We start from the raw sequence: 25,121 nt of genomic DNA on the forward strand, positions 1-25,121 counted from the left end.
AATTTTTCTAAGAAGTGTCAGCATTTTTTACAGTCTGTAAAAAATGCTGACAAAAGAAACTCAGTCTTTGCGGAATCCCTGTTCGCCAATACAATATTTTTCCATTTTTGCATGTAGAGTCGGCCTGGTGATTCCCAACACTTTTGCGGCCTGGGATTTATTGTTTGCCGTCAGCTCAAGTGCTTCCTTAATCAGGAGTGTGGCAACCTGTTGCAGACAAAATTCATAGGCCTTTTCCTGCTCACCATTTGTGAGTACCGCCCGAACCCACTGTCTAACCTGCTCTGTCCCGACTTTTTTTCTGGTATCCGACTCCTCAACAAGGTGGGGAAAGCTGATATCTTCGGGCGCAATAGGTGCACCACGGTTGAAAATTAGCGTCTTTTTTAAGGTGTTGGATAACTCACGAATATTACCCGGCCAATCGTATTGCTGTAATTTCACCATGGCCTCATCGGTTATCCCAGGGCTTGCACCAGACATTTTATGCGAAAGACGAAGCAACAGATAATTAACCAAAGTAGCGATGTCGTCTTTTCGTTCGCGCAGCGGCGGCATGGTTATGGTAACAACGCGCAGGCGGTAATACAGATCTTCACGAAAGCTGCCATTCTTTACCGCAGCTTCCAAATTTTTATTGGTCGCAGCAATAATTCGCACATCGACATCAACGGGTTCTTTGCCACCCAATCTTTCAATGCTTTTTTCCTGCAGCAGGCGGAGCAATTTTGCCTGAATACTGAGCGGCATATCACCAACTTCATCAAGAAAAACAGTGCCGCCTTGTGCCTGTTCTATCTTGCCCAGACGACGGTGGGCAGCCCCGGTAAAGGAACCTTTTTCATAGCCGAACAGTTCGCTTTCCAAAAGTGTTTCCGGAATAGCCACACAGTTGACCACCATAAAAGGCTTATCCGCCCGATTGGAATAATTATAAATTGCCCTGGTGGCCAGCTCTTTGCCTGTACCGGATTCTCCACGAATCAATACCGTGGCATCGGTGGAGGCTACCCTGCCTATCCCCTTGTATACCTCAAGCATTTGCCTACAGTTACCAACCAGGGCATCTCGACTGGAGAAATCCATTTTCTGCGGATTAACATCCACAGGAGAAGACATACAACGCCCGGTGAATACGGCTTTCTCTATAAGTTGAAGCATATCAAGGACATCAAAAGGCTTATAGATAAAGTCATAGGCTCCTTTTCGAATCACCTCAATGGCAGTTTCGGTACTTTCAAAGGCAGTAACAATGAGAACCGGCAGCTTGGGAAACTGTTGATGCAGGATGTCAAAAACCTCCAGACCGGTCATGTCCGGCAGGCGCACATCCAGGACAGCCACATCAGGCTGGGACGCTTGTGCCGTGGCGATACCTTCCTTTCCACTCAAAGCAACTTCTGTTGTGTAGCCTTCCTGGATAAGAATTTTTGAAAAACTGCTGCACAGTTGCCTGTCATCGTCAATGATGAGAATCAAGCTCATGGACACTCCTTGAGACAGGTATTTTTATTATAACTTCCGCTCCGTTCTCTGTGGATGAAACCAGCAATCTCCCCTTGTGTTCATCAATAATTCTTGCAACTATACTCAGCCCAAGGCCGGAACCATGCTCTTTTGTAGTAAAAAAGGGTGTTGTGATCTTATGGATAATAGGTTCCGGAATTCCAGGACCAGTGTCTGTAATACGCAGAACTGCCAATTCGCCTAGCAACGGGTCTTGCTCACGTGTCTGCCTGATATAAATCTCTCCGCCGTCCTTCATGGCCTCACAACTGTTGGTGATCAAATTAACCAACACTTCCCTTATCCGGTCGCGATCCATCCATATGGTTGCTTCATTGTCGACACTTTCAACAACAAGAACTGTATCATACTGTTCAAGCCTGTATTTGAGCAGATTTGCCACGGAACTGATCAAATCGCCAAGACGATATTCTTTAAACTGGAGTTTGGGGGGACGGGCAAACTCTAGAAAAGCCGTTACTATCTTGTCTATCCGGTCAATTTCGTCTGAGATAACGTGCAAATCTTCATTTTGGGCATCGTTTAAATCAAGAGAGCGGGACAGGGAAAACATTCTCATTTTGATAGAAGTAAAAGGGTTCCGCATTGAGTGGGCCACGCTGGCGGCAAGCTCTCCCACAACGGCCATCCTTTCAGCATGGAGCAAGTTTCTTTTACTTTTTTTCAACTCGTCGTGGGTCCGGTCAAACTCGCGCATCATCCCTTTCAGGGAGTGGCTTAATGATCCCACCTCATTCATATAGCTGTCTTGGGGAGTACTGCCGGTTTCAATGGCCAAATCCCGTATTGGCTGAAGTATCTGCTTATAGAGCACGGAAAAAAACAGCAAACACAAAACAACAAAAACACCTATGCACCAATAAGCCAAAAAGGTGATTTTTGCAGCTCCATGGGTCGCTGTTTTTTCCGTTTCCTGGATAACTCTCCATTGTTGCTCACGAAGTGTTTTACACAGTGTAAGCAGGCTGAAAAAAACATCACGCTGCTGTGCGTGGGAATTGGAGATCCCTTCCATGGATTTTCCTGCCTGGTAGTCGTGAATGGCACGTTCTTTGATCTGCCCGTACTTTTCGTACTCAACAACAATCTGCTCCAAAATATCTTTCTGTTCCGGAGCAAAATGTAATGACTGCGCCTTTTTCAATTTTCGTTGAAACATAGAATGGAACCGGTCAACAGCTTCCAGCCACTCTTTGTTTCCATCAACAAAGTAGTAGGTCAGCAATCCTTTCTGATCGGCCAGAGCCATTTCCATCTCCTGTGCGGTTCTATACTGGACCAGGTCTTTCTGCACGACCCTGCCAAACATACCCGTAACCTGCCGGGTATTCCACACCATAACCAGACTGCACCCCACTACCATCATAGTCATGGCGGCAAATATACAAATGAGCTTGGTTCTCAGGCTGATGTTCATCACTCCTCTTCTCTCTTTGCAACAATAAGCTACCTTAACAAAAGTAACCTCTCTCCTTCTACAATCATGGTATCGGACTTGCAACAATCTAATCAGAGCAAACCAAAGACATGTTTAATCGACAGGGAACGTCTTCACATAAAACAATGAGTGCTGGATATGAAAAAAGCTGCATCTATTTTTAAGATTATTTTTTTTCTCCTGCTTGCAGGTATGGCTACGGCCACCTGGTACTACTATAAAGGCCAAAATAACAAGAGTCTGCCGGAATATATAGCTTCCGGTAACGGTAGGATAGAAGCAACAGAATACGATATCGCCACCAAATATGCCGGCCGCCTTGACGAGGTAATGGCCGAAGAAGGCGATATGGTAAAAAAAGGACAGCTCCTTGCCAAAATGGATACCTATACTCTGGAAACCCAGCTGCGAGAAGCCAAAGCTTACCTGGTTGAGGCAAAGGATAAAAATGAATATGCCAAAGCCATGGCGGCTGTACGTGAGAGTGAACTCAACTTTGCCTTCCGGGAAAAGGAGCGTGCGATCAAACTTTCCCATTTCAACAACATCTCCCAAAAAAAACTGGATCAGGCCATTACCGATTATGAAAGTGCGAAAGCAGAATTGCAAGCTGCCAAAATTCAGATTACCCGAGCTGCATCGGGCACCGAAGCTGCCGCAGCGCGTATTGAGCGACTGAACGCCGAACTTGCGGAAATGGAACTTGTATCGCCGATTAACGGACGCATTCTCTACAAAATAGCCCAAAGCGGAGAGGTGCTTGCCGGGGGCGGCAACGTTTTATCCGTGCTTGATTTAACGGATGTATACATGACCATTTTTCTCCCCACGGTACAGGCTGGAAAAATCTTTATCGGCAGTGAGTCCCGCATTATTTTTGATGCTTTTCCACAATTTGTTATTCCGGCCAAGGTTTCTTTTGTTGCTCCCCGCACCCAATTTACCCCCAAGGCCGTTGAAACCAGAACAGAGAGAGAAAAGCTTATGTTCAGGGTCAAAGTCAAAATAGATTCCACCCTGTTAAAAAAATATGTAAACGTTGTCAAAACCGGTTTGCCGGGAGAAGCCTTTATCCTCATGGATGCACATGCAGCCTGGCCGGAAAACCTGCGCGTTGCCCTGCCACAATGAAAACTAACGCACCCATTATTCTTTCCGAGCTCAGGCACCGCTATGGAAAAAACCAGGCTCTGCACGAGACATCGCTGACTATCCCTGCCGGTAAAATGGTTGGTTTGATAGGGCCGGACGGAGTGGGGAAATCTACCCTGCTAGGCCTCATTGCCGGTGCCCGTAAAATACAACATGGCAGCATTATGGTTTTTAACGGCGATATACGCAATCAGCACTTTCGCAACACCATTTCTCCGCGCATAGCCTTTATGCCACAAGGACTTGGCAAAAATCTCTATGCCACCCTTTCAGTGTTTGAGAATATAAACTTTTTCGGACGCTTATTCGGTATAAAAACCACACAACGGCACCGGCAGATCAAAAGACTCGTCGAGGCAACCGGACTTGCCCCTTTCCAAGATAGACAGGCAGGAAAATTATCAGGAGGAATGAAACAGAAACTGGGACTGTGTTGTGCACTGATCCATGATCCCGACCTGCTCATTCTTGATGAACCCACCACTGGAGTTGATCCGCTTTCCCGTCGCCAATTCTGGGAGTTGGTTAAGCAAATACGTGATCGGCGCCCAGGCATGAGCATACTTATTGCCACCGCATACATGGACGAAGCTGAAGGATTTGACTGGTTGATCCCCATGAATGACGGCAAAGTATTACAGACCGGCACATCAGCAGAACTCAAACAACTGACTACAACCGAGACTCTGGAAGCAGCCTTTATTGCTCTGCTCCTGCACAACAAAGGGTATAAAAAAAGAGCGCTAACCATCCCCCCCTTGCAAGGCAAGACCGATAAAATAGCCATCTCTGCTCAAGGATTAAGCAAAAACTTTGGCCATTTTACAGCAGTGGACAAGGTAGACCTGGAGATCAGGCAGGGCGAAATATTTGGTTTTCTCGGCTCCAATGGCTGTGGCAAAACAACCACTATGAAAATGCTCACTGGTTTACTGCCGGCCACCAGTGGGAGTGCCCGCCTGTTTGACAACCCGGTGCAGGCCGATTCAATGGCAACCAAGCACCGAGTGGGATACATGTCCCAGGGTTTTTCACTCTATGAAGAACTGACAGTGATGCAGAACCTGCACCTCCATGCACGACTCTTCAATCTCCAGGAAGACGATGCCAGGCAGCGTATCAATTCCCTTTTACAAAGATTTAATCTTGTGTCGTATGCTGATGAAAATGCAGGCACCCTCCCCCTTGGAATACGGCAACGCCTTTCCCTGGCTGTCGCTGTAATCCATACCCCGGATCTCCTTATTCTTGATGAGCCGACCTCTGGTGTTGATCCCATTGCCAGAGATAGCTTCTGGGAACTGTTGATTGAGCTTTCTCGAAACCAGGGAGTCACCATCTTTATCTCCACTCATTTCATGAACGAGGCTGAACGCTGTGACCGTATTTCCCTGATGCATGCCGGCCGGGTACTGGTCACCGACGCGCCAGAGGCTATTCGCCGATCGCGAGGAACGTCAAATATGGAAGATGCCTTTATCGCCTACCTGGAAGATGAACAGGACCCGGAAATACCCTTTCCCCAGAACACGCAACTCAGCGGTCAGCGCATCGAGAGTACACACAACAACACATTTGATATTCGACGCCTCCTGGGCTACAGCATACGAGAGTCATTGGAAATCCTTCGAGATCCGGTATTGCTCGCCTTTGCCTTGCTGGGCTCCGCTTTGCTGATGCTGGTTTTAGGATACGGTATTTCACTGGATGTGGAGAATTTAACCTTTGCGGTCCTGGACCGGGATCAGAGTCCGCTCAGCCGTGACTATATCCAAAATATTGCAGGTTCCAGGTACTTTATTGAACGCCCTCCTCTTTACAGTGAGGAGGAATTAGATAAAAGAATGCGTAGCGGTGAGCTCAGCCTGGCCCTTGAAATTCAGCCGGGCTTCAGCGCTGCTCTGAAAAGGGGGCGAATGGCAGAGATAGGTGTATGGATTGACGGCGCCATGCCCTTTCGCGCCGAAACCATTAATGGCTATGTCCAGGGAATGCATCTCAGCTACCTGACTGATCTTGCCAAACGTAAAACAGGAGAAGATATAACGTTACTCCCGGCTACACTTCAACCTCGCTATCGCTATAACCAGGATTTTAAAAGTATTCATGCTATTGTGCCCGCAGTTATTCCCCTGCTGATGATGTTTATCCCGGCAATCCTTACCGCCCTTTCCGTTGTCAGGGAAAAAGAACTCGGCTCCATTGTTAATCTCCACGTTAGCCCCTCTTGTCGGTTGGAGTTCTTACTAGGCAAACAAATGCCATACATTGCCCTGAGTATGGCTGGTTTTCTCTGCCTTATCCTGGTGGCAGTTTTTGTTTTTTCGGTACCGCTTAAAGGGGATATATTTTTTCTGTGCCTTACAGGACTCTTGTATGTAAGCGCTTCCACTGGATTTGGCCTTTTATTATCTTCCTTTACCCGAACGCAGATAGCAGCTCTGGCAGGCACTGCCATTATAACCTTACTGGCAACCGTTAATTTTTCAGGCATGACCGAACCGGTAAGCTCCCTTGAGGGCATGGGAAGGATTATTGGCGACAACTGGCCGGCCTCCTCTTTCATCATTATTGTCCGAGGCGTTTTTACCAAAGGCCTGGGATATGGCGACCTGGCACGCGAATTCAGGCATCTGGTTATTTTTGCACCGGCATTCACTCTTTTGAGTTTGCTGCTCCTGGAGAAACAGGAAAAATGAACGTACAGCACATCTCCGTAAAAACGGTTTACAACCTCTTTCTCAAAGAAATAAGCAGCATCCGGCATGATAAGATATTGCTGGTGCTGATCATATGGGCGTTTTCAGGAGCAATTTATATTGCAACAACAGCAACCTCAACCCAATTGCACAAAGCCCCCATTGCCATCGTTGATGAAGATCAATCGCCGCTCTCCAAACAAATTGGTGATGCTTTTTATGCGCCTTATTTTAACAAACCTGTCTCCATTACTTTCCCTGAGGTCGATCCGGTATTGGACTCTGGTAGCTTTTGTTTTGTCCTTATTATTCCATGCAATTTTCAACGTGATGTTACAGCCGGCAAACAACCTGAGTTGCAAATTAATATTGATGCAACCAGAATGACCCAATCATTCATCGGCAACAGCTATATCCAGAGTATCATTCAAGGCGAATTAACGAACTTTATGGGGAGTATAGACAACGGGACAGAGCTCCCCTTCACACTGGTCCCTCACTATAAATACAACCCCAACCTGAGCAGCGGCTGGTTCGGCAGCATCATGGAAATCCTCAGCAATGTTACTTTTCTCTCTATTATTCTTACTGGGGCAGCAGTGCTTCGGGAACGTGAGCATGGAACATTGGAACATTTACTGGCCATGCCGGTAAGCCCGGTGGAAATCGTGGCCTCAAAGGTTATTGCCAACGGGGTGGTAGTTTTGGTTGCGGTGGTGTTATCACTGTTTATTATGGTTCGCGCGGTCTTGGGAGTGCCGATCCATGGCTCGATTGCTTTATTTGTGGCAGGAACGGCCCTGCATCTCTTTGCCACCACCTCGCTGGGTATTTTTCTTGGCACCCTGGCCCGCTCCATGCCGCAACTGGGCCTGCTTCTGATCCTGACCATTCTCCCCCTGCAACTGCTCTCCGGCAGCATTACTCCCCGTGAAAGCATGCCTGATATCGTGCAACATATTATGCTGGCATCACCCAGTACCCATTTTGTCTCTTTTGCGCAGGCGATTCTCTATCGGGGAGCGGGGCTGGAGACAGTGTGGCCACAATTTATTGTACTGGCTATCATTGGTTTGATCTTTTTTATTACAGCCACTGCCAAATTCAGGCAATTTGTTGCCGACAATTAGAGGGTACTACCAGCAGTATCAGCAGAGAGATGTGGAGGAATCCTGACCAAAAGAGCTGCTCAGCTTTATATGGCTACGCCCTTATCCCTAATCAAGAAAGCTATCCCTCTTATACAACCCCATAGCCACACACCTTTCTTTTTCACTCCAATTACTCTAAAGGTATCGCATTAATGCTTTGAACCCAGTACTATCTTCGCCCGAAAATTAACAAAAAAGCAGAGCAACCAATACGCCGGAAAAAACACTAGCGTCGAAATATCCCCTGCAAAAATGATCACCTTGCCAAAATAATGAATTGCAAAGTATTCAACGACACAATTCAAGGTACAAAACATGCAAAAGTTGGAACGGAAATATGGGATTTGGACAGCTACCGCCATGGTGGTGGGCATTGTCATCGGTTCCGGAGTATTCTTTAAGGCAGACGATGTTCTGGTCGCCTCGGGTGGAAGCTTACCAACAGCATTGCTTGCCTGGGCCATTGGAGGGACGATCATGGTCATCACCGCTTCGGTCTTTGCCAGGATTGCAACCAGAGTAGAGAAGGTCAACGGGGTTGTCGATTATTTTGAAGAGGCGTACGGTCCAAAAGCCGGATATTTGGTGGCCTGGTTTATGACCTTTGTCTATTACCCGACACTGGTAGCTGTACTGGCCTGGGTATCGGCAAACTATACCGTCAGCCTCATGGGCATCGAAAAACAAGTGTGGCTCGTGGCGAGTTTTTACATGGTACTTTTTTTCCTCTTAAATATTTATTCTCCGATATTGGCAGGTAAATGGCAGGTCTCGACCACAATTATCAAACTTATTCCTTTAGCACTGGTGGCTGCGGTGGGCTGCGTTTCAGGACTTGTAAGCGGGCAGACGTTTTCGAGTTTTGCCAATGCAGCACAAAACGTCACCTCCGGGGGTGGTCTTGCTGTAGCAACACTTGCCACAGCTTTTGCTTATGAGGGGTGGATTATTGCAACCTCGATCAATGCTGAATTAAAAGACGCCAAAAAAACGCTACCCAAGGCGCTTTTCTTCGGTGCTTGCCTGGTGGTTGTCATTTATATGCTCTATTACCTCGGTATTTCAGGAATCCTGTCCAACGATGAGGTCATCGTCGCAGGAAACGATGCACCCGTAAAAGTTCTGGCAATTATTTTCGGAAAGCTGGGTGGAACCCTCCTGTCCGTATTTGTGATAATCTCGTGCCTCGGTACCTTAAACGGCCTTATCATGGGCTCGAGCCGCGGAATGTATGCTATCTCCTCACGAGGGCAAGGGCCGAAGCCGGCATTCTTCAGTCGCGTAGACCCACGCACCAACAGTACGATTCTCTCCGCACTCATCGGTTTTACCATGTCCTGCTTCTGGCTCATGGTCTGGTACGGAAATTTTGCAGGCTGGTGGGGGAGGTTCATGGATATCTCCGAACTGCCCATCGCGTTTCTTTATGTCATTTACATTTCTCTTTATTTCTGGGTAATGCGAACATTTACAGATTGCAGCTTCTTTATCAGATATCTCATGCCGTTGTTTGCCGGCGTTGGTTTGTGTTATATTATTTGGGGAGCTGTGCAAAAGGACATGTTTTTGCATTTCTTTCTGCTCACCCTGATTGTGATAGCGGCAGGCCTGCCCTACATGAAAAAAAATCATTTCCCGCGCTAAAATAAACTGGGCAAGCAAGCTGCTCTACCCATTTCACCAGGCTATGCCTACGGGTTCAAGTGGGCCAAGATGATCATACGATATTTATTGGCCATAACAAGGCAAGTGTAAACTCCCATAAATTGGGCTAAAAGATAATCATACAAGATGCCCGTAACATTACACCAGGGTTAATGGAGACTGATGATGGCAGTTATAAAGTGGCGTGATTCCTATAACACAGGAATTGAGGCTGTTGATTTGGAACATCGCAAACTAGTCGAGCTTATTGAAGCGATGTACATAAACGTCCGGGATAAAAAGCCTAAAGAAGCCGTTGAGAAGGTGATGAAGGAGATTGTAGACTACACGCAAAATCACTTTACCAACGAAGAATCGCTGATGCAAAATGCGCAGTACCCAGAACTTGATGCCCATAAAACGGAGCATCAAAATCTGATAGATGAAGTTGCTGTCTTCCAAGACCGTCTGCTCAATAACTTTCCGGATGGCAGAGAGGACTTGTATCATTTTTTGCGGGAATGGCTAATCAATCATATTCTTGATTCAGATAAAAAATTCGCTGATTATATGGCTGACAAGCAGTAGGCATCCTCAAGTATCAACAATGGCGGTTGTTCTCAGATAAAAAATTTTGACAGCCTTGGAACGTAACCCAACAACAGCATTTGCAGTGAGTCCGGCAAAGGGTCAAGCGTTTTAAAACCAAGCCATAATATGCACAAGCAACGTATTGACACGTTGCGACAGATCTTGCTGTGCTGCAAGGGAATCACAAAAAGTCTACTCTCCAATCTACATGATGCTGATCGATAAACCCTCACAATAGCGCGCAGTTTTATGATCCATATTGCCAATGTAATTGTTTAGCCCGGATTTCTCATCAATAAAGTTTTTCGCAGGACAAGGCACAAGCCGCGCAGCTGTAGTGGACTACCGCAAGTGGTTTGTAACGCAGATCCTGTGGAAAAATCTATTGACCCGAAGGGGGAACTTTTTGATTGAAAACAAAAAACAGACTGTTAATTGTGCAGTTATTCATTAATCAATAATATCAATTAGTTGAGTTTAAAATCAAAAAGTTCATGAGAAATTCGGGTTAGCAGGCTCAAAAAGGAATGGGACTTGGTCTCACTGTTGCATTGTCTATAGTGCAACAGCATGGTGGTCATCTCGTCCTCAAATCGAAAGACAATGTCGGCACATCTGTTTTTATCTATCTGCCGGCCACAGCTTAAAAAAATATTTCTCTGAAAAAGTCTTTCTACAGACGACTCGCAACGGGTCTATTGTGCAAAAGCACGGCATCAGATTTATCCAAAGGGGTGGGCTTACCAGTCGCTGAAGTTTACACCAAACGCGCCTTCGATCTCTGCAAGTTTGCGCAGCCTTGCTCGTTGGATGCTTGCCACTAATTTTTCCACTTCAGCCCTTGACGCACGGGATTCCAGGTTGAACTTAACCCCAAACACATATTGCAGGCCCTGATTATCGCGCAGTCTTGTTACATGTCTTACAACTGCTTCCAGAGTCATGAGCAGCATATCATCCGAGGTTATTTGTAAAGATAGCTTGTCGTCAGTTTGTAATGTGGTGTGCTTGCCTTTTGGGTCATACAGGCTCATGCCGTTTATGCTCATATCCATAGGCCGGGTAGTAAACTTGAGCTTATCTCGCTTCCTGTAGGCGATGACGGTTAAGTCCATATCACCGGGGACCTTGACTCTATATTCTCTCGCGCCCTTAACTTGCCGAGCTACTACGGGGAAAGTGGTTTGCAGTACGGGCATTGTATCAATTTTTATCTTTCCATCAAAGTTACAGCAAAATTCCACAGCAGCCTGGGAGGTGAGCACACGTATCAGGATACGTGAGCTTGCATTGATAAGATAATTTCCTTCAGCAGGCTCTAAAGGTGTAAGTATGATGTGATCTGTATTCTCAAGGTATTCCCCTTTGGTGTACAGCACATCCTCATCAGGGGTATCTTCCTCGGGGGGATGGTCCAGAATACGGCAAAAAAAGACGCGTTTGTCGTTGTCTAATTCAACTTCCAGTAAGCTCTCGTCGTGGAGTGCTCCCTGCAGATAGTTTGCCATATGCGTCGAATTGACGACGATATCACCATTGGTAATACCTTCAACTACTGCTTCGCTGCTATATTCTGTCTGAGGAAAGAAGGCTTGAAGCGTATTGATGAGCTCGCTGCTGGACAAAGATGACTCCCATAGCCTCAGGTTTCGGCGGTTAGGAAAACGGTTCTATTGAAATGGATTAAGAGCACTCCCTCTTTAACACAAAGCTACCGACCTGTAAAATAAGTCTTTCACTAAACAACAGCGCAACTCGATCCACACCCATTAGACGGTAAATTCACCTGACATTTCTCGAAGTTGTTTGTTGATATCAAAAACACCAGGTGTCAGCTATTAAAGTAAGAATACATGATATTACATTCGTGGCTCATTTGCATAAATCACCTGATCAGGGGTAGGCTCACAACTGTTGTCAGTTTTTCCGGCTCAGTGGAAATATGTTTACTTTAGCCAAGAGGAAATAGCCGCACCCATCAACAAATGCATCAATGCATGAGATTGTGCCGATCACAGTGCGGCCAGGTCGATAAAAAAGGGATGTAAAGCGTCGGGCATAACCGGCCGGTAGTCAAAAATCACTCAAACTAAGCTGTCTAAAAAAGACTTAATGCATCCACAGCCCTGCTCGATTTTAGAGAAATGGGTTGTGAAATATTTGTCATCAACATTTTCTGCTCCGGGCCACGTGCGTAGCACCTGTTGACCGTCAAAATCGACTCCAGCCACGCGACAACTGAAACTGGTTACAGGCATATAGAAATCAGAACCAGGTAAAACCGCTAAGTTATGTTCCTCAAGCAAGACATCCGCCATTTTGCGGGATGTGAGAATGCCGGCATCGTGCAGCTGCCTGGAGTAATTTTCAAAATCAGGAAAGAGATAAAAAGAGCCGGCCGGTTTGGGGCAATTCAAGCCCATGTCGATAAACTGCGTATGGAGATACGAAAGAATATACCGATAAATATCACAGGTTTTTTTCACAAACGGTCGAACCTGTTCAAAATCACCATAAGCCTTTAAGGCTGCATATTGAATAGGAGCACTTACAGCACTGAATGTTTCACTGACCACGGATTTCAATGCCGACATCATCAACTCCAGGGAATCAGGTATCAGCATCACACCCAGGCGGTATCCACCGGCACCAAAGGCCTTTGAAAGCCCTCCGGAAACAATGGTCCCCTCTGGATAGTACTTTGCCAGACTCCCCATAGGCCACTGGTCAAAATCAATCATGGCATATATTTCGTCGGAGATGACTATAACGTTATAGGCCCGACAGATTTCGGCAATCTCTCGAATTTCTTTTTCATGATAGAGAGAACCTGTTGGATTGTTAGGGTTATTGAAGATCAATAACTTCTGTGATTGTCCGGCACTATAGCATGCTTTGTCCAGGAGTTCCGGGGTAATTCGATAATTATTTTCCCGACTCGTTTGTATGGGAATAATTTCCTTTCCTCGCAGAGCCGCTTGTGGCCCATAACTAACCCAGCTTGGAACAGGTACAAGCAGGGGGCCCTCCATCAAGTAAAAAATCTGAAAGATCAGTTCCTTGCTTCCTGGGCCGATGCACACTTCATGCGTCTTGAAATCATATCCAAACTGCTCCCTGTAAAAAGTGGCAACCGCTTCACACAGTTCGGGCAACCCCTGAGTGGGGAGATAATCTTTTTTATCTGCATTATTTCGAAGTGCCTCCTGGATAATCTCAGGAACAGGAAACGGCGATTGGCCAAAACCAAAGTGAACAATATTCTCGCCCTGTTGGCGGAGTTTCAAAGCCTTGAGGTTTATGGCCAGGGTGGCCGATTCTTTCAGGCTTAATACTAGTGGATTTAAAGCGGGTCTCATTCCTGGCTAGCTCCTGTTATATTATAAAAAAAATGTATTAAATTCGTTAGTAACGCATACAGTGTGTTGCAAAGAATTGCAAGGACACAGAAGGACGGATTTCACTCATCTATTCTTGTATACCCCACTGTTATTGTCTTAAAATTTATACTTTGAACTTGATTTGCCTAAGGGCCAAAATGGAGCGTGGCAAAACTAAAAATTGAAACAGAACTCGCAACATAATTCATGTACACGTATTGATCGGCAAGGATGGCACGATCAGCAGACAGAAAACCGAGGAAAGACAGGGTATTAATTATCGAAAAAGGTATGAAATCGATATCCTGGACGTGGCACTAATAACTTCAAAGCTCGAGTGCTGAAATTACCTAAACAGTTATTATGTTACTCTCCCGGTTGCCTCCACTCTCAGGCTTGCCGATGGATATCTTTCTTGCTGATGGAGCAGAACAAAAAAGGGAACCCCCAACGCCTCCAAAGAACTGTTCGGCATTAGTTGTCAAATCCTTTGATAAAGGTTGGCCATGAAATATGGAGACTTTCATCGATGTGCAGGCATGAAAAACGCCTGCTGCGAGAAACTGTTGCGAAAATTAATAAATATTGCCGGTTTTGCAGAAAAGGAACCAGCGTGCTTGGTCCATCAGCAGTTATTAGTCTCAGGGTAAAGCATTTGCGAAAAGTGGTGGAAAAAGGTAGCGTTAGTGCATTGTATAGACGACTCTTTGTTGCAATTGGCTTTTTTTATGTGTTCCGAAGAAAATGGTTACTTATCACCTCGCCTCAGTTCTCTGAGATTAACACGGGATTTGTATGATAATGAAAAAAAAATAACCTATGAAGAACTGGAAAGACGGGTTCAGGAATTGGAAAAGATTGAATCCAAGTATAACTCTTCCAAGGAAGCATTGCAAAAAAGTGAAAACCTGTTCAAGCTGCTTTATGAAAAAGCCCCTCTCAGTTATCAATCACTGGATGAAAATGGCCATTTCATAGTTGTCAACAAAACCTGGCTTGAAGTCCTAGGGTATGCCAAAGAAGAGGTCATTGGTAAATCCTTTGCAGATTTTCTGCATCCTGACTGGCAGGAGCATTTCAAAGAAAATTTTCCCCGGTTCAAGTCCATTGGTGAAATTCTGGGTGTTGAGTTTGAAATGGTCAAAAAAAACGGCGACCACATTCTGACTTCTTTTTCCGGGAAAATTAGTAGGGATGAAAAAGGCAATTTTCAGCAGACCCACTGTATATTCCACGATATCACCGACCAAAAAAAGACTGAGGAAGAGTTGTATCAGGAGCACATGATGCTGGCCCGAACAGAGGCTGTAGCGCATGTGGGCAGTTGGGAGTGGGAAATAGAAAATGACAAGGTCACCTGGTCGGAAGAATTGTTCCGTATCTTCGGGCTCGAACCTATGAAAGAAGCCCCTTCATTCAATGAGCACCAGGCTTTCTATGTCCCCGAGGACCGAGTGCGCCTGATTGAGGCGGTTGAAGAATGCTTGCGCAACAATGTCCCTTATGATTTAGAAGTGCGTATCACGCGCACAGACGGACAATTACGTCACTGCGTCGTGCGGGGAATTCCAGAGCAAGGTTCCGATGGCGCTGTCAACCGCCTGTATGGCAGTCTGCATGACATCACCGATCGCAAGCGTATGGAAGAAGCAATGCGAGAAAGTGAAAATCTGATCAGCAGTCTTTTCAGAAGCGCACCCGTTGGTATTGGATCTGTTTTAAATCGAGTGCTGATCAAAGTCAACAATCGTCTATGCGAAATGACAGGATACGATGAAACAGAGCTGATAGGCCGGAGTGCCCGGATGCTTTATCCCAGTGATGAAGATTTTGAATTTGTGGGCAGGGAAAAATATGCTCAGATAGCTCACCACGGCACGGGCATGGTAGAAATCCGATGGCAGAGAAAAGACGGCACCATCATTGATGTCCTTCTTAGCTCTTCACCAGTGGACCTGCAGGACAAGTCAAAAGGAGTGACCTTTACCGCTCTGGACATCACCGAGCGTAAGCATGCTGAAATAGCACTGCAGGAAAGCGAAGAAAGGTTCAGAACCATAATGGAGAATATTGATACCATAGCTGTTCAGGGCTATGGACCTGATGGAACTACTCAGTACTGGAACGGAGCATCCGAAAGGCTTTATGGATATAGTCAACAGGAGACTATTGGGCGTAATCTTCTTGATTTGATTATCCCACCTGAAATGAAAGCTGCCGTTGCCAAAGAGATGAGTGAAATGGCTGAGTCTGGTCAGCCCATTCCTTCGGGAGAACTGTTATTGATGCACAAAGATGGTTCACGTGTGCCGGTTATATCCCACCATACCATTGTTAAAGTGCCGGGACGTGCGCAAGAGCTCTTTTGCCTTGATGTTGATATGAGTGCACTTAAAGAGGCAGAAGCGGAACAGGAAAAGCTCAAAAACCAGCTCACTCAAGCCCAGAAGATGGAATCCATAGGCCGCCTCGCCGGTGGGGTAGCCCACGACTTCAACAACATGCTGAGCGTGATTCTTGGCCATACCGAGATGATCCTTGAGGAATTGGATTCTGCAGCACCACTCTTTGCCGACCTGCAAGCGGTGCAACAGGCGGCCAAACATTCGGCCACTCTGACCCGACAATTGTTGACCTTTGCCCGCAAGCAGCCTATAGCCCCAAAGGTTATCGATCTGAACGAAACCGTGGAAGGAATGTTAAAGATGCTGCGCCGGCTCGTTGGTGAAGATATCTACCTGACCTGGCTGCCCGGCAAGAACCTCGCACCGGTAAAGGTTGACCCCTCCCAGATTGACCAGATCCTTGTCAATTTGTGCGTTAACTCCCGGGACGCAATTGTCGACGTGGGCAAAATCACTATCGAGACGGGCGTTATTTCGTTTGATGAAGCTTATTGCGCCGAGCATGCTGGGTTTGTACCCGGCGGGTACATCCTCCTGGCGGTCAGTGACGATGGCTGCGGCATGGACCGGGAGACACTCGATCATATCTTTGAACCTTTTTACACCACCAAGGAGCAGGGCAAGGGCACTGGTCTGGGGCTGGCTTCGGTATACGGGGCGGTCAAGCAGAACAACGGCTTTATCAACGTTTACAGCGAGCCGGGCCATGGGACAACCTTTAGAATCTATCTGCCAAGATTCACGGCAAAATTGGCCGGTATGATAGAAAAAGGGCTGAACCGTCCGGCCGAGGGCGGCCACGAGACCGTTCTCCTGGTGGAGGACGAACCGACGATCCTGCAGATGACTACAATAATGCTTGAAAAACTGGGGTACAGCGTGCTGGCGGCCAGCACCCCCGGCGAGGCCGTCCGTGTGGCTCAAGAACACCCAGGTCGCATCGATCTGCTTTTAACCGATGTGGTTATGCCCGAAATGAACGGACGCGACCTGGCCAAAAACCTGCTGGTTATTTATCCGGACATCCGACGGCTGTTTATGTCAGGCTACACGGCTAACGTCATCGCCCACAAGGGCGTGCTGGACGAAGGCGTGCACTTCATCCAGAAGCCTTTTTCAATGAAAGAGCTGGGAGGGAAGGTGCGTGAGGCGCTGGAGAGTTGACGTGATAATTCAGCAATAGATCATGCGGAGAGTTAATGGGAGATATTGCATTTGGCACAATTGACTTGCGCTGACATTTTACACTTGAGAAGAGCCGAGCAAAGATGCGCCCTCTTTTGTTAAAGAGGATACTCTGTTGCCTTTCCTTATCAGGTCTCGCATTCGGGCAAGCCTTTTATCAATTCCGAGGAGCTCCAAGATAGTTTGTCTCTCCTTATTGTCGGTCTCCAGAACAGCCACAATGCCACCGTTACCTATAACGAGTCGACGATCTGCAGAAAGCGCAAGCAGCGGATCATGGGTGGCCATCAACACTATTTTTTCCTCCTTGACCAGAAGCTCAAGGGCGCGACGCCTATCTACACCGGCGTTTTCAATTTCATCAATAAGAACTATGGGCGAGGCACTGAGGCAAGCAACATCAGCTATCATAAGCGCTCTCGACTGCCCTCCGGATAATGCGGTTACAGGCGTTTCAAGGGTAAACGGTTCTCCAGCAAGTTCAACCGCCGTTCTAAATATCTGTTCGATACGCGAATCTACGTCAGACACAAGTCGGCTCTCGGCATGCATGCGGACAAAAGCACCAACGCTGAGATCAATGACAAAATTCATGTTTTGTGACAACTGTGCGACCAATTGCTGGTCCCCGGACAAACGTTTTTTTTCATCCGGCACCTCTCCATCGAGTAGCACCTGTCGGCCGGAAGGAGTATCCTTTTGAGCAAGACACTCAATATCAGCCAATAATCTGCTTTTTCCGGATCCTGTCGGGCCTACAACAGCAACGACCTCACCGACCCTCAGGACCACCTCATGCTGTTCAGGATCACCATTTTTATCATGACCTGCTTTTATGGTGACTTCAGTAATTGAACGTTGGCCTTGCGAGCTGAATGTCTCCATTTGTTCAATAAAATCAAAACATTGATTTGTTAATGACTGATGATCGAGTGAAAACTCCGTAAGATGAGCGCTTGGAATTGCTTGCAAAAATTCTTTCAGACTCGTCTGGTCCCGTGGCAATGTAATTGCCATCGCGGTGAAAAAATCGAGGAGATACGGACGTTCTTTGACCAGTGTCGACACCTTTTGATCCAGCATGCGTGTTTTTGTCATGAGAAATCCATTGTCTTGACGTTGCCAATCTGGCAATCCTGACCGATCCGTGTCTCTCCCAGACAGTAGGAGCAAAGGGCGGCCGGCATGGTAAATCGAAGCTTGTAGTTCTCGAGGCTTGAAGTTGTCGGCGCATTTTGAAAATGCTTCTGGAGCAGCAGATTGCCCTGCCCGGTGAGCCCGTTTACCGGCAGCACTGCTGCCCTTGCATTAACCTGACGAACACGGAATGCAAAAACCTCACGCTCGGCCTGGGAGACAATATCACCTTTGGTCAGTACAACCACGTCGGCGCTTTTAAGCATTGGTCCGATTTTCCTCGGAGTATGCACACCGCTTAACTGGTCAATAACACAGACGGCAAGCACCTCACGAATATGTGGAGAACAACGGTTGCACAAACCAGCACTTTCGATGACCAGCAGATCAAAACCGCTCTTCTTTCCCCATTGGAGAGCTTGATCTATATTTGCGATAAAGAAGTGATCCGGACATAACCCGCCGGCAAGCCCTTTTTTAACCGAAATTCCGGCTTCGTTATAACGGTGATGATCTTCGCTGGTGAGACAGTCGAACTTCACCACCCCAATCGTGAACCCTCTTGCGATCATTGGCTCGATAGTTCGCAGAATCACCGATGTTTTCCCGCTGGAGGGTGGTCCTGCTACAGTAATGAGCTTGATGGATTTCCGTACAGGTTTACTCATACTTCCGATTTTACCTGCGGCATAAATATCGTATCTATCTCGTTATTGAGTTCCAGCAGATCATCGCGGCGTAAATAATCCCAGCCAAGCCACATGAGCGGTTTATCCTGAACCTCTCCTGTAATATCACCATGGGGCACAGGAAACCTGGCACCCACCAGCACCTGGCCCAGTTCCTTACCGGTGAGGTAGTCAAGTATCGGACGCAGTTCTTCCACTTTAGACGATTTTACCTGTAAGGTTACTGGACTGGCCAGCGCCCCGTCTTCCGGCCATATGATGCGAATCCTGTCTTTTCTCCTGGCCCTGTGGGCAAAAAACTCAGGCATCACGTAAATCGCACCCGGCGCACCGCTGTCGATACGTTTGATCATTTGTGCCGGGTGCAACCCTTGCAGGACGTTGTCACCCAGTTGTTCCAAGCCTTCTTTTCCATAACGTTGATATGTCGGCAACAGTACCGCATGACAGAAGAAGCCGTTGCCACCACGAAGAGTTACACTCTCTTTCCACATGGGATCTAAAAGATCTTTCCAGCAATGCGGCAGCGATCGATCACCCACTTCGTCGAGATTGGCTACCATCACCAGGGGATTGACGCCAAGAATTGAATATTCTCCATTCGGTTCGACGATGCCGGCATCGCTATAATAGGAGTTGGGCGAAAAATTGCCATACCCGCACATCTGCCCTCCGGAAACAAATTTATCATAGAACCTGCGACCGTAAAATGTATTGAAATCAGCTGAAATTATTATGTCGGGCAACTCGTCTACAGACTCGATTCGCTCAACATAGGAGTAGTACGAGAGCTCCTGGTTAAGGTTTCCTTCAACAGCGTATTTCACCTCAATATTCTGTTCACGTTTTAAGCTTTCGAGAAAGGAGGTTATGGCTCTGCTGAATGGCATCTTCAATCCGCACGGCATCAGCGCTAACAGGGTCAGGTCTCCCTGCCTCTTCACATCTTGCAACCCAGGCGCTTCCAACATATCATCTGCCTCGGCGGATTTTTCGAGTATTTTCATAAAACCAGTCTCGCCAATGAAGCGATTTCGCAAAGCAGTCCTCACTGTCAGAAACGGAGACAAAGCTCTCATTCCGTCTTCGGAGACAAGAATATCAAGTCCATGGGCAATAAATACCGCCTTTGTCGAAGGATAATATGTGATAACATCTGCAACTTTCAGATTGGCGGATAAAGCGGGTTTCATAAGAATGCTCCTTGGTAAGACGAGCTAAATAAATAGTACCATTCAGTAAATAGTACCATTCAGCAAATATCTAAAAACTGTCAATTCACCCCGAACTGTAACGGTTCAGCAGTGCTCCAAATGTTCACAAGCCGACCGATGTAGCAGATAAGCTCCGACTTGGATACATCGATATGCTGGGCCTCGGGAGACAGATTGAATTTCTCAGTACAAAGGTAGGGGACTGATTTTTTTTTCATGGTTTTTTATGAAAATTAGATAGCGTAGACTTCGATCTGTCTCCCGGGTTTGAAAGAGAAATAAAATCAGTCCCCTGTCTGCTTAGGCAGATAATTCAGATAATTGGCTGAGTATTGTACGTAATCAGGATAAATATTGCATAGGGATGAGACAGTACAACACGATCCATTTTTATAGTTAGCCAAGCGAATCCAGATAGGCTTTTGTAATCCAGGTATCACCCTCTTCTTCAGTCAGGTCATCCAGCGTTTGGGTAGCTCGACAGATATATTCTTCGGAGAATCTGAGCAGATAGTCTTCAATTTCCAAATTGAGTTCTTTACTGAGTTTTTTAAAAATTTGAATTTGTAATCTGTTCAATTCCATTCTTTTATTCCGTCCAAACATTTCAATGAAGGTTTTGCCATAAACTCATTGTTTATGATCATCACAGGACGTAGAAAGTAGGTTCAAACAACATTCTTTCTATCCCAAGTACCAAGGTAAGGAGGGAGCCGTTCATTCATCAAACCTTGAGACCATCTTGCAGCATAATTGCCTTTTCGCTCACTCTTTTCGTTATGCGTAAAAAAATATCCTCGGAAGCAAGCGAAGACTCCGGTAACCCGTCTATGCGTATAATCATGATCATTCAAAGAGCTAAGCGACCAACGGGAGACTCCGTAGGCTACCTGTGACCACTTACATTGAATTGTGTATTACAAGACTTGAGCCATTCTCTACTTTTCATACTACCATCATATAAAATTGATTAAATTTAGACAGTTACTTACTGAAAGCCGATTTAGGCGATTTCAAGGCCCAGGCATTGTTTTGTGTAGTTTCCTACAAAAAAGAAATAAAATGTCAGGATGGTAGACAGGAAAGACATTATCGGCATCTTTTATGTGAAAAGATGTTTGCATTGGCAATATAAAGAAAGCCAAAGAGGTACTCGGTTGGAATTCCTGTAAATGGATTGCGATAGTTTCCAGGGCACGGTCCAGATTCGCGCGGAAATACTCTCTAAGTGAAAAGGCTAACTTCTCAATGGTAAGGTTAATTAAATAATTAAAAATTTATAATAATTTCAAGAGACTGGGAGCGGCGAGTGCAACGCCGAGCATGAGGAGAGCGCATGGAGAGTGCGGAATACGCGTCCCCCTCCTTGCGTTTGTTACACGATATCTCCTACAACTATGACCAATGCGTCAGCCTATGGGCGCAATCTACTTGGGGAAGTGCCCTGTATGTAGGCCCTGTTCCTGATTAATAGCAGGAACATAAATACTAGACAAAAGCAGCACCGATCTCGTTTGAGGGCTTCTGGAGGAAGCTGTAACTTCGGTTAGCGAGCTTGCGAGACTCCGCAGTTATGAGCCGCCGAACGTATAAGGTGGCCAATTCAAAATGGACACTTTTGTAATACTTGTTCCTGCTATTGTGTTTTCATGGCTTATCAATTCCAGCGGCAAAACCTTATCCTTAAGGACGCGAGGATGTCGAGATCATGAAATCATGGCCACCACCGGCTTGCCGACAAAATATAGCCCGAGGCCACCAATGCACACCCCCGCCAGTTTTCTAAAAAGCATACTGCCTGTAGACCAGTTGCTGTTATCGAGAATTTTCTTAACAAAAGCTGTGGAACTTCCTGCCACGGCAATAGGAATACAATGCCCCACGCCAAACAGGGTAATAAATATGATTCCCGTCATGACTTTTTGTTGAAGAGTTATGATAGCCAGTATTGGAGCAATAAAGCCAAAAGTGCATGAACCTGATAGAACCCCGTATGCTAGTCCCAAGACAAAGGCTCCAAACATTCCTCTAACCTTTATCTTCGCCATCAATCCACTGGAAAAAGAACATTTGGCAAGACCAAGAAAATCGAGTGCTACCCAGACAAGTACTACCCCAACGAGAATACTCATGTAAGGGCCCACATCACCAAGCATCCTGCCCAGGATGGTACAGATAACTCCGATGATGGCGATGGTGATAAATAAACCTATTGTAAAAACAAACGAATAGAGAGCCGCTCTTCGTTCCTCAACACTCTGATCCTGGGCTGCAACGTAGCTTACAATCAGGGGGATTGAGGCAAGGTGGCAGGGACTGAAAAGGACACTCACCATGCCCCAAAGAAAACAGCCAAGGCCTCCTAAGAGAAGGCCCTGTCCCATCCAGGAGTTAATAGTCAGAAATATCTGATCCATAGACTATTTAACCCCAAGTTTCTGTAATTCTGCCACAATGGAGGCTTTATCAAAGAAGCCTTCATGCCGCAGGACTTCTATTCCTGCTGAGTCGTAAAAAATTTGAGTTGGGATCGCTCTGATTCCAAACTTTTTGCCGGCATTCGGCTTCTCCCAGACATCGATAAAAACGATCGCAGCTCGACCTGCATACTCTTTTTCAAGCTCTTCCATAACAGGAGCCATCATCTTGCAGGGAATACACTTCTTTGCCCCCAGGTCAACCATGGTTACCATTCCGGGGACCGGGATTTCTTGTGTATCTGTAGATGCATATGCACTTCCTGCAACCAGGGACACCAACAGAACAATCTGCACAAGGATCAGGCTCGTATTGTTATATATTTTCATTGTATTATCAGCCACAAATCAACAGACTCATTTATATCATGTCTTCTTTTCTTCAACTCAGCATCCCTTTAATTTCTTCAACCGTGGGTACCTTGCCGACCGCTTTAACGTCACCGTCAATAGCGAGCGCGGGTGTCATCATTACCCCGAATTTCATCATCTCATTGAAATCAGAAATCTTCACAATTTCATATTCAACACCTAACTCGGCTGCTGCTGCGGCAGCATTCTCTGCAACCTGATTACACTTCGCACATCCTGGGCCCATAACTTGAAAGATCATCATTTCACCTCTTTTATTTTAAAAAAATGTTCCGAATATCACGCCGCTAATTGTGGCCATGACAACAACAAGACAGACAAAAACAACAGTTTTTTGGGTTCCAACTACACTCCGGATTACCAACATGTTGGGAAGACTCAGTGCCGGCCCGGCAAGGAGCAGGGCCAGTGCAGGCCCTTTTCCCATGCCGCTACCAATCAGTCCCTGAAGTATCGGCACTTCTGTGAGTGTGGCAAAGTACATAAATGCACCGGCAAATGAGGCAAAGAAATTAGCACGTAAAGAGTTGCCCCCAACCGCTTTTGCCACCCACTCCGAGGGAATAAGCCCCTCGTGGCCAACCCGGCCGAGAAGAATACCAGCTATAAAGACGCCTATCAGAAGTAACGGCAGAATCTGTTTAGCAAAATCCCAGGAAGAAGAGAACCACCTGCCAGTCTCCCCCGTATCCAGACTGGTAATAACAGAAAGACCGATAAAGCCGATAGTGAAAGCAAGTGCCGGATGCTCCGGCAGAACAAAGCCGGCTACAGCGACGAGCAGTGAGACAAGGCCAACCTTCCAGGCTTTAACATTGAACCAACCGACAAGAATGACGGCAAAGAGAATAGCAAAACCGGAAGTGATCAACCACTTTGCACCATAAATCGATGCCCAGACACCATTTGGATCCTGGGGTTGGCCCCAGTTTACAAAAACAAGGATTCCGACCATGGAGAAAAAATAAAGACCATTTTGCCACAATGGACGACTGACTTCATCCTCGGGCATTACTATGGCAGCGGCTGCATCGGCTTGTTCATCTTTTCTGAAAATAAACGCCATGGAGGCACCTATGACCACGCTGAAGATAATAGCCCCCAATCCTCGTGCAATACCAAGCTCAGGCCCTAATACACTTGCGGTCAGTACAATTGCCAGTACGTTGATTGCCGGACCGGAATAAAGAAAAGCAGTTGCAGGTCCTAACCCCGCCCCCATTCGATAGATCCCCGCAAAGAGGGGAAGGATGGTACAGGAACAGACTGCCAGAATGGTTCCGGAGACGGACGCGACCCCGTAGGCCAGAATTTTGTTAGCACCTGCTCCGAGATATTTCATCACCGAAGCCTGGCTGATGAAAACGCCGATAGCTCCGGCTATAAAGAAAGCCGGGACAAGACAGAGGAGGACATGCTCCTCCGCATACCATTTCACAAGGTGAAACGCCTCCAATACGGCATTATCAAAACGCGCCGTACCGACCGGCAAATAGAAACAGCTTAAAAATATTACTACTACCCATGTAAGATACTTCCACTCAGTTTTCCAATTCATGACCAATGTCCCTATACTATGCCATTTGGCAAAATGACCAAATGACAACGCAAAAAAAAATTTACAACAGCTTTACCTGTTCTTCTGCTTGATTTTTGATAACCGCTTCAATGCAGGTCATATATTTAAGAATACAAGGTACTTTGAGCCTGTAGTACACCTGCTTTCCGCGTTTTTCATCTGCTACAACGCCTGCTTGTTTCAAAACAGAAAGATGTTTTGAAATAGTAGAAAAATCGGCATCAATGGATTCCGCCAACTCGCAAACACATTTTTCTCCATGCTCAAGCTGCTCAGCCATCCACAACCGGGTTGGATGAGCCAGAGCTTTCAGAACATTTGCTTTTGCTTCTATGATCGCCTTTTGTTTTTTATCCATCCATGTCTCATTGTTTTATATTTTGACATATGGTAATTTGACCAAATGTTATTGTCAAGCATATATTTGCAGCTTGCTACACCAAAAAAAGACGTTGCAAAAAAGTAACGCTCAGGCGGGACC

General features: G+C 46.4%; 20 protein-coding genes. 7 read left to right on the plus strand and 13 right to left on the minus strand.

The window, feature by feature from the left end; translation table 11 throughout:
• Nucleotides 1-60: 60 nt before the first annotated feature.
• Both JWH17_RS00875 and JWH17_RS00880 read right to left on the minus strand, forming a co-directional pair.
• Nucleotides 61-1,485: a sigma-54-dependent transcriptional regulator gene (locus tag JWH17_RS00875; RefSeq protein WP_205220661.1), complete on the minus strand. Its 1,425-nt coding sequence runs from the start codon at nucleotides 1,483-1,485 to the stop codon at nucleotides 61-63.
• Complete coding sequence (locus JWH17_RS00880; RefSeq protein ID WP_205220662.1) at nucleotides 1,463-2,944, minus strand: ATP-binding protein; 1,482 nt, start codon at nucleotides 2,942-2,944, stop codon at nucleotides 1,463-1,465. Before JWH17_RS00880 ends, JWH17_RS00875 begins: the two co-directional genes overlap by 23 nt.
• A gap of 159 nt (nucleotides 2,945-3,103) precedes the next feature.
• Here JWH17_RS00880 and JWH17_RS00885 point away from each other — a divergent pair, with 159 nt between their 5' ends.
• The 6 genes from JWH17_RS00885 (at nucleotide 3,104) to JWH17_RS24505 (ending at nucleotide 10,849) form a co-directional block, all read left to right on the plus strand.
• Entirely contained in the window at nucleotides 3,104-4,096 is a 993-nt protein-coding gene (locus JWH17_RS00885) for an HlyD family secretion protein (RefSeq protein WP_205220663.1), read from the plus strand.
• A complete protein-coding gene (gene rbbA, locus JWH17_RS00890) occupies nucleotides 4,093-6,816 on the plus strand; it encodes a ribosome-associated ATPase/putative transporter RbbA (RefSeq protein WP_205220664.1) in 2,724 nt (907 codons plus the stop codon). The genes JWH17_RS00885 and rbbA overlap by 4 nt, the downstream gene beginning before the upstream one ends.
• Nucleotides 6,813-7,946: an ABC transporter permease gene (locus JWH17_RS00895; protein ID WP_205220665.1), complete on the plus strand. Its 1,134-nt coding sequence runs from the start codon at nucleotides 6,813-6,815 to the stop codon at nucleotides 7,944-7,946. Before rbbA ends, JWH17_RS00895 begins: the two co-directional genes overlap by 4 nt.
• 336 nt (nucleotides 7,947-8,282) lie before the next feature.
• Nucleotides 8,283-9,611, plus strand: coding sequence for an APC family permease (locus JWH17_RS00900; protein ID WP_205220666.1), 1,329 nt, complete (start codon nucleotides 8,283-8,285; stop codon nucleotides 9,609-9,611).
• Nucleotides 9,612-9,794: 183 nt separating this feature from the next.
• Nucleotides 9,795-10,199 carry a bacteriohemerythrin gene (locus JWH17_RS00905; RefSeq protein ID WP_205220667.1) on the plus strand — a complete coding sequence of 135 codons (405 nt, stop codon included), beginning with the start codon at nucleotides 9,795-9,797 and terminating at the stop codon, nucleotides 10,197-10,199.
• Between the two features lie 530 nt (nucleotides 10,200-10,729).
• Nucleotides 10,730-10,849: a hypothetical protein gene (locus JWH17_RS24505; protein ID WP_369125023.1), complete on the plus strand. Its 120-nt coding sequence runs from the start codon at nucleotides 10,730-10,732 to the stop codon at nucleotides 10,847-10,849.
• A 93-nt stretch (nucleotides 10,850-10,942) separates the two neighbouring features.
• Here JWH17_RS24505 and JWH17_RS00910 read toward each other — a convergent pair whose 3' ends face one another.
• Together JWH17_RS00910 and JWH17_RS00915 are read right to left on the minus strand one after the other, a co-directional pair.
• Complete coding sequence (locus JWH17_RS00910) at nucleotides 10,943-11,827, minus strand: flagellar brake protein (protein WP_205220668.1); 885 nt, start codon at nucleotides 11,825-11,827, stop codon at nucleotides 10,943-10,945.
• Between the two features lie 459 nt (nucleotides 11,828-12,286).
• Nucleotides 12,287-13,561, minus strand: a complete 1,275-nt coding sequence (locus tag JWH17_RS00915; protein WP_205220669.1) for a pyridoxal phosphate-dependent aminotransferase — start codon at nucleotides 13,559-13,561, stop codon at nucleotides 12,287-12,289.
• An 812-nt stretch (nucleotides 13,562-14,373) separates the two neighbouring features.
• Between JWH17_RS00915 and JWH17_RS00920 the strand changes: the two genes are divergently transcribed.
• On the plus strand, nucleotides 14,374-17,151 hold the full coding sequence (locus tag JWH17_RS00920) for a PAS domain S-box protein (RefSeq protein ID WP_205220670.1): 2,778 nt from the start codon (nucleotides 14,374-14,376) through the stop codon (nucleotides 17,149-17,151).
• Nucleotides 17,152-17,229: 78 nt separating this feature from the next.
• On the opposite strand, the gene JWH17_RS00925 is transcribed toward JWH17_RS00920, so the two are convergent.
• From JWH17_RS00925 to JWH17_RS00965, 9 genes are all read right to left on the minus strand, one after another.
• Nucleotides 17,230-18,270 carry an ATP-binding cassette domain-containing protein gene (locus JWH17_RS00925; RefSeq protein ID WP_205220671.1) on the minus strand — a complete coding sequence of 347 codons (1,041 nt, stop codon included), beginning with the start codon at nucleotides 18,268-18,270 and terminating at the stop codon, nucleotides 17,230-17,232.
• Nucleotides 18,267-18,953 (minus strand): GTP-binding protein, encoded by a 687-nt coding sequence (locus tag JWH17_RS00930; protein ID WP_369125028.1) that lies wholly within the window; start codon nucleotides 18,951-18,953, stop codon nucleotides 18,267-18,269. Before JWH17_RS00930 ends, JWH17_RS00925 begins: the two co-directional genes overlap by 4 nt.
• A gap of 20 nt (nucleotides 18,954-18,973) precedes the next feature.
• The gene (locus tag JWH17_RS00935; RefSeq protein WP_205220673.1) at nucleotides 18,974-20,191 is read right to left on the minus strand and encodes an ABC transporter substrate-binding protein; all 1,218 of its coding nucleotides are present in this window, start codon (nucleotides 20,189-20,191) and stop codon (nucleotides 18,974-18,976) included.
• A gap of 417 nt (nucleotides 20,192-20,608) precedes the next feature.
• Nucleotides 20,609-20,797: a hypothetical protein gene (locus tag JWH17_RS00940; protein WP_205220674.1), complete on the minus strand. Its 189-nt coding sequence runs from the start codon at nucleotides 20,795-20,797 to the stop codon at nucleotides 20,609-20,611.
• Nucleotides 20,798-21,918: 1,121 nt separating this feature from the next.
• Nucleotides 21,919-22,629, minus strand: coding sequence for a cytochrome c biogenesis CcdA family protein (locus JWH17_RS00945; RefSeq protein ID WP_205220675.1), 711 nt, complete (start codon nucleotides 22,627-22,629; stop codon nucleotides 21,919-21,921).
• A gap of 3 nt (nucleotides 22,630-22,632) precedes the next feature.
• Nucleotides 22,633-23,019 (minus strand): thioredoxin family protein, encoded by a 387-nt coding sequence (locus tag JWH17_RS00950; protein WP_205220676.1) that lies wholly within the window; start codon nucleotides 23,017-23,019, stop codon nucleotides 22,633-22,635.
• A gap of 52 nt (nucleotides 23,020-23,071) precedes the next feature.
• A complete protein-coding gene (locus JWH17_RS00955) occupies nucleotides 23,072-23,305 on the minus strand; it encodes a thioredoxin family protein (RefSeq protein ID WP_232370805.1) in 234 nt (77 codons plus the stop codon).
• Between the two features lie 15 nt (nucleotides 23,306-23,320).
• The gene (locus JWH17_RS00960) at nucleotides 23,321-24,619 is read right to left on the minus strand and encodes a permease (protein WP_205220677.1); all 1,299 of its coding nucleotides are present in this window, start codon (nucleotides 24,617-24,619) and stop codon (nucleotides 23,321-23,323) included.
• A gap of 61 nt (nucleotides 24,620-24,680) precedes the next feature.
• Nucleotides 24,681-24,998, minus strand: a complete 318-nt coding sequence (locus JWH17_RS00965) for an ArsR/SmtB family transcription factor (protein ID WP_205220678.1) — start codon at nucleotides 24,996-24,998, stop codon at nucleotides 24,681-24,683.
• Nucleotides 24,999-25,121: the final 123 nt, after the last annotated feature.

The sequence above is a fragment of the Desulfogranum marinum genome, from assembly GCF_016918565.1.
GTDB classification, from domain to species: domain Bacteria; phylum Desulfobacterota; class Desulfobulbia; order Desulfobulbales; family Desulfobulbaceae; genus Desulfogranum; species Desulfogranum marinum.

Excerpts from the sequence above, each read along its gene's own strand:
- JWH17_RS00935 (WP_205220673.1), bottom strand. The coding sequence starts at position 20,191 with ATGAAACCCGCTTTATCCGCCAATCTGAAAGTTGCAGATGTTATCACA.
- JWH17_RS00885 (WP_205220663.1), top strand. The coding sequence starts at position 3,104 with ATGAAAAAAGCTGCATCTATTTTTAAGATTATTTTTTTTCTCCTGCTT.
- JWH17_RS00875 (WP_205220661.1), bottom strand. The coding sequence starts at position 1,485 with ATGAGCTTGATTCTCATCATTGACGATGACAGGCAACTGTGCAGCAGT.
- JWH17_RS00940 (WP_205220674.1), bottom strand. The coding sequence starts at position 20,797 with ATGGAATTGAACAGATTACAAATTCAAATTTTTAAAAAACTCAGTAAA.
- JWH17_RS00945 (WP_205220675.1), bottom strand. The coding sequence starts at position 22,629 with ATGGATCAGATATTTCTGACTATTAACTCCTGGATGGGACAGGGCCTT.
- JWH17_RS00965 (WP_205220678.1), bottom strand. The coding sequence starts at position 24,998 with ATGGATAAAAAACAAAAGGCGATCATAGAAGCAAAAGCAAATGTTCTG.
- JWH17_RS24505 (WP_369125023.1), top strand. The coding sequence starts at position 10,730 with ATGGGACTTGGTCTCACTGTTGCATTGTCTATAGTGCAACAGCATGGT.
- JWH17_RS00880 (WP_205220662.1), bottom strand. The coding sequence starts at position 2,944 with ATGAACATCAGCCTGAGAACCAAGCTCATTTGTATATTTGCCGCCATG.
- JWH17_RS00895 (WP_205220665.1), top strand. The coding sequence starts at position 6,813 with ATGAACGTACAGCACATCTCCGTAAAAACGGTTTACAACCTCTTTCTC.
- JWH17_RS00925 (WP_205220671.1), bottom strand. The coding sequence starts at position 18,270 with ATGACAAAAACACGCATGCTGGATCAAAAGGTGTCGACACTGGTCAAA.
- JWH17_RS00960 (WP_205220677.1), bottom strand. The coding sequence starts at position 24,619 with ATGAATTGGAAAACTGAGTGGAAGTATCTTACATGGGTAGTAGTAATA.
- JWH17_RS00905 (WP_205220667.1), top strand. The coding sequence starts at position 9,795 with ATGATGGCAGTTATAAAGTGGCGTGATTCCTATAACACAGGAATTGAG.
- JWH17_RS00915 (WP_205220669.1), bottom strand. The coding sequence starts at position 13,561 with ATGAGACCCGCTTTAAATCCACTAGTATTAAGCCTGAAAGAATCGGCC.
- JWH17_RS00900 (WP_205220666.1), top strand. The coding sequence starts at position 8,283 with ATGCAAAAGTTGGAACGGAAATATGGGATTTGGACAGCTACCGCCATG.
- JWH17_RS00955 (WP_232370805.1), bottom strand. The coding sequence starts at position 23,305 with ATGATGATCTTTCAAGTTATGGGCCCAGGATGTGCGAAGTGTAATCAG.
- rbbA (WP_205220664.1), top strand. The coding sequence starts at position 4,093 with ATGAAAACTAACGCACCCATTATTCTTTCCGAGCTCAGGCACCGCTAT.
- JWH17_RS00950 (WP_205220676.1), bottom strand. The coding sequence starts at position 23,019 with ATGAAAATATATAACAATACGAGCCTGATCCTTGTGCAGATTGTTCTG.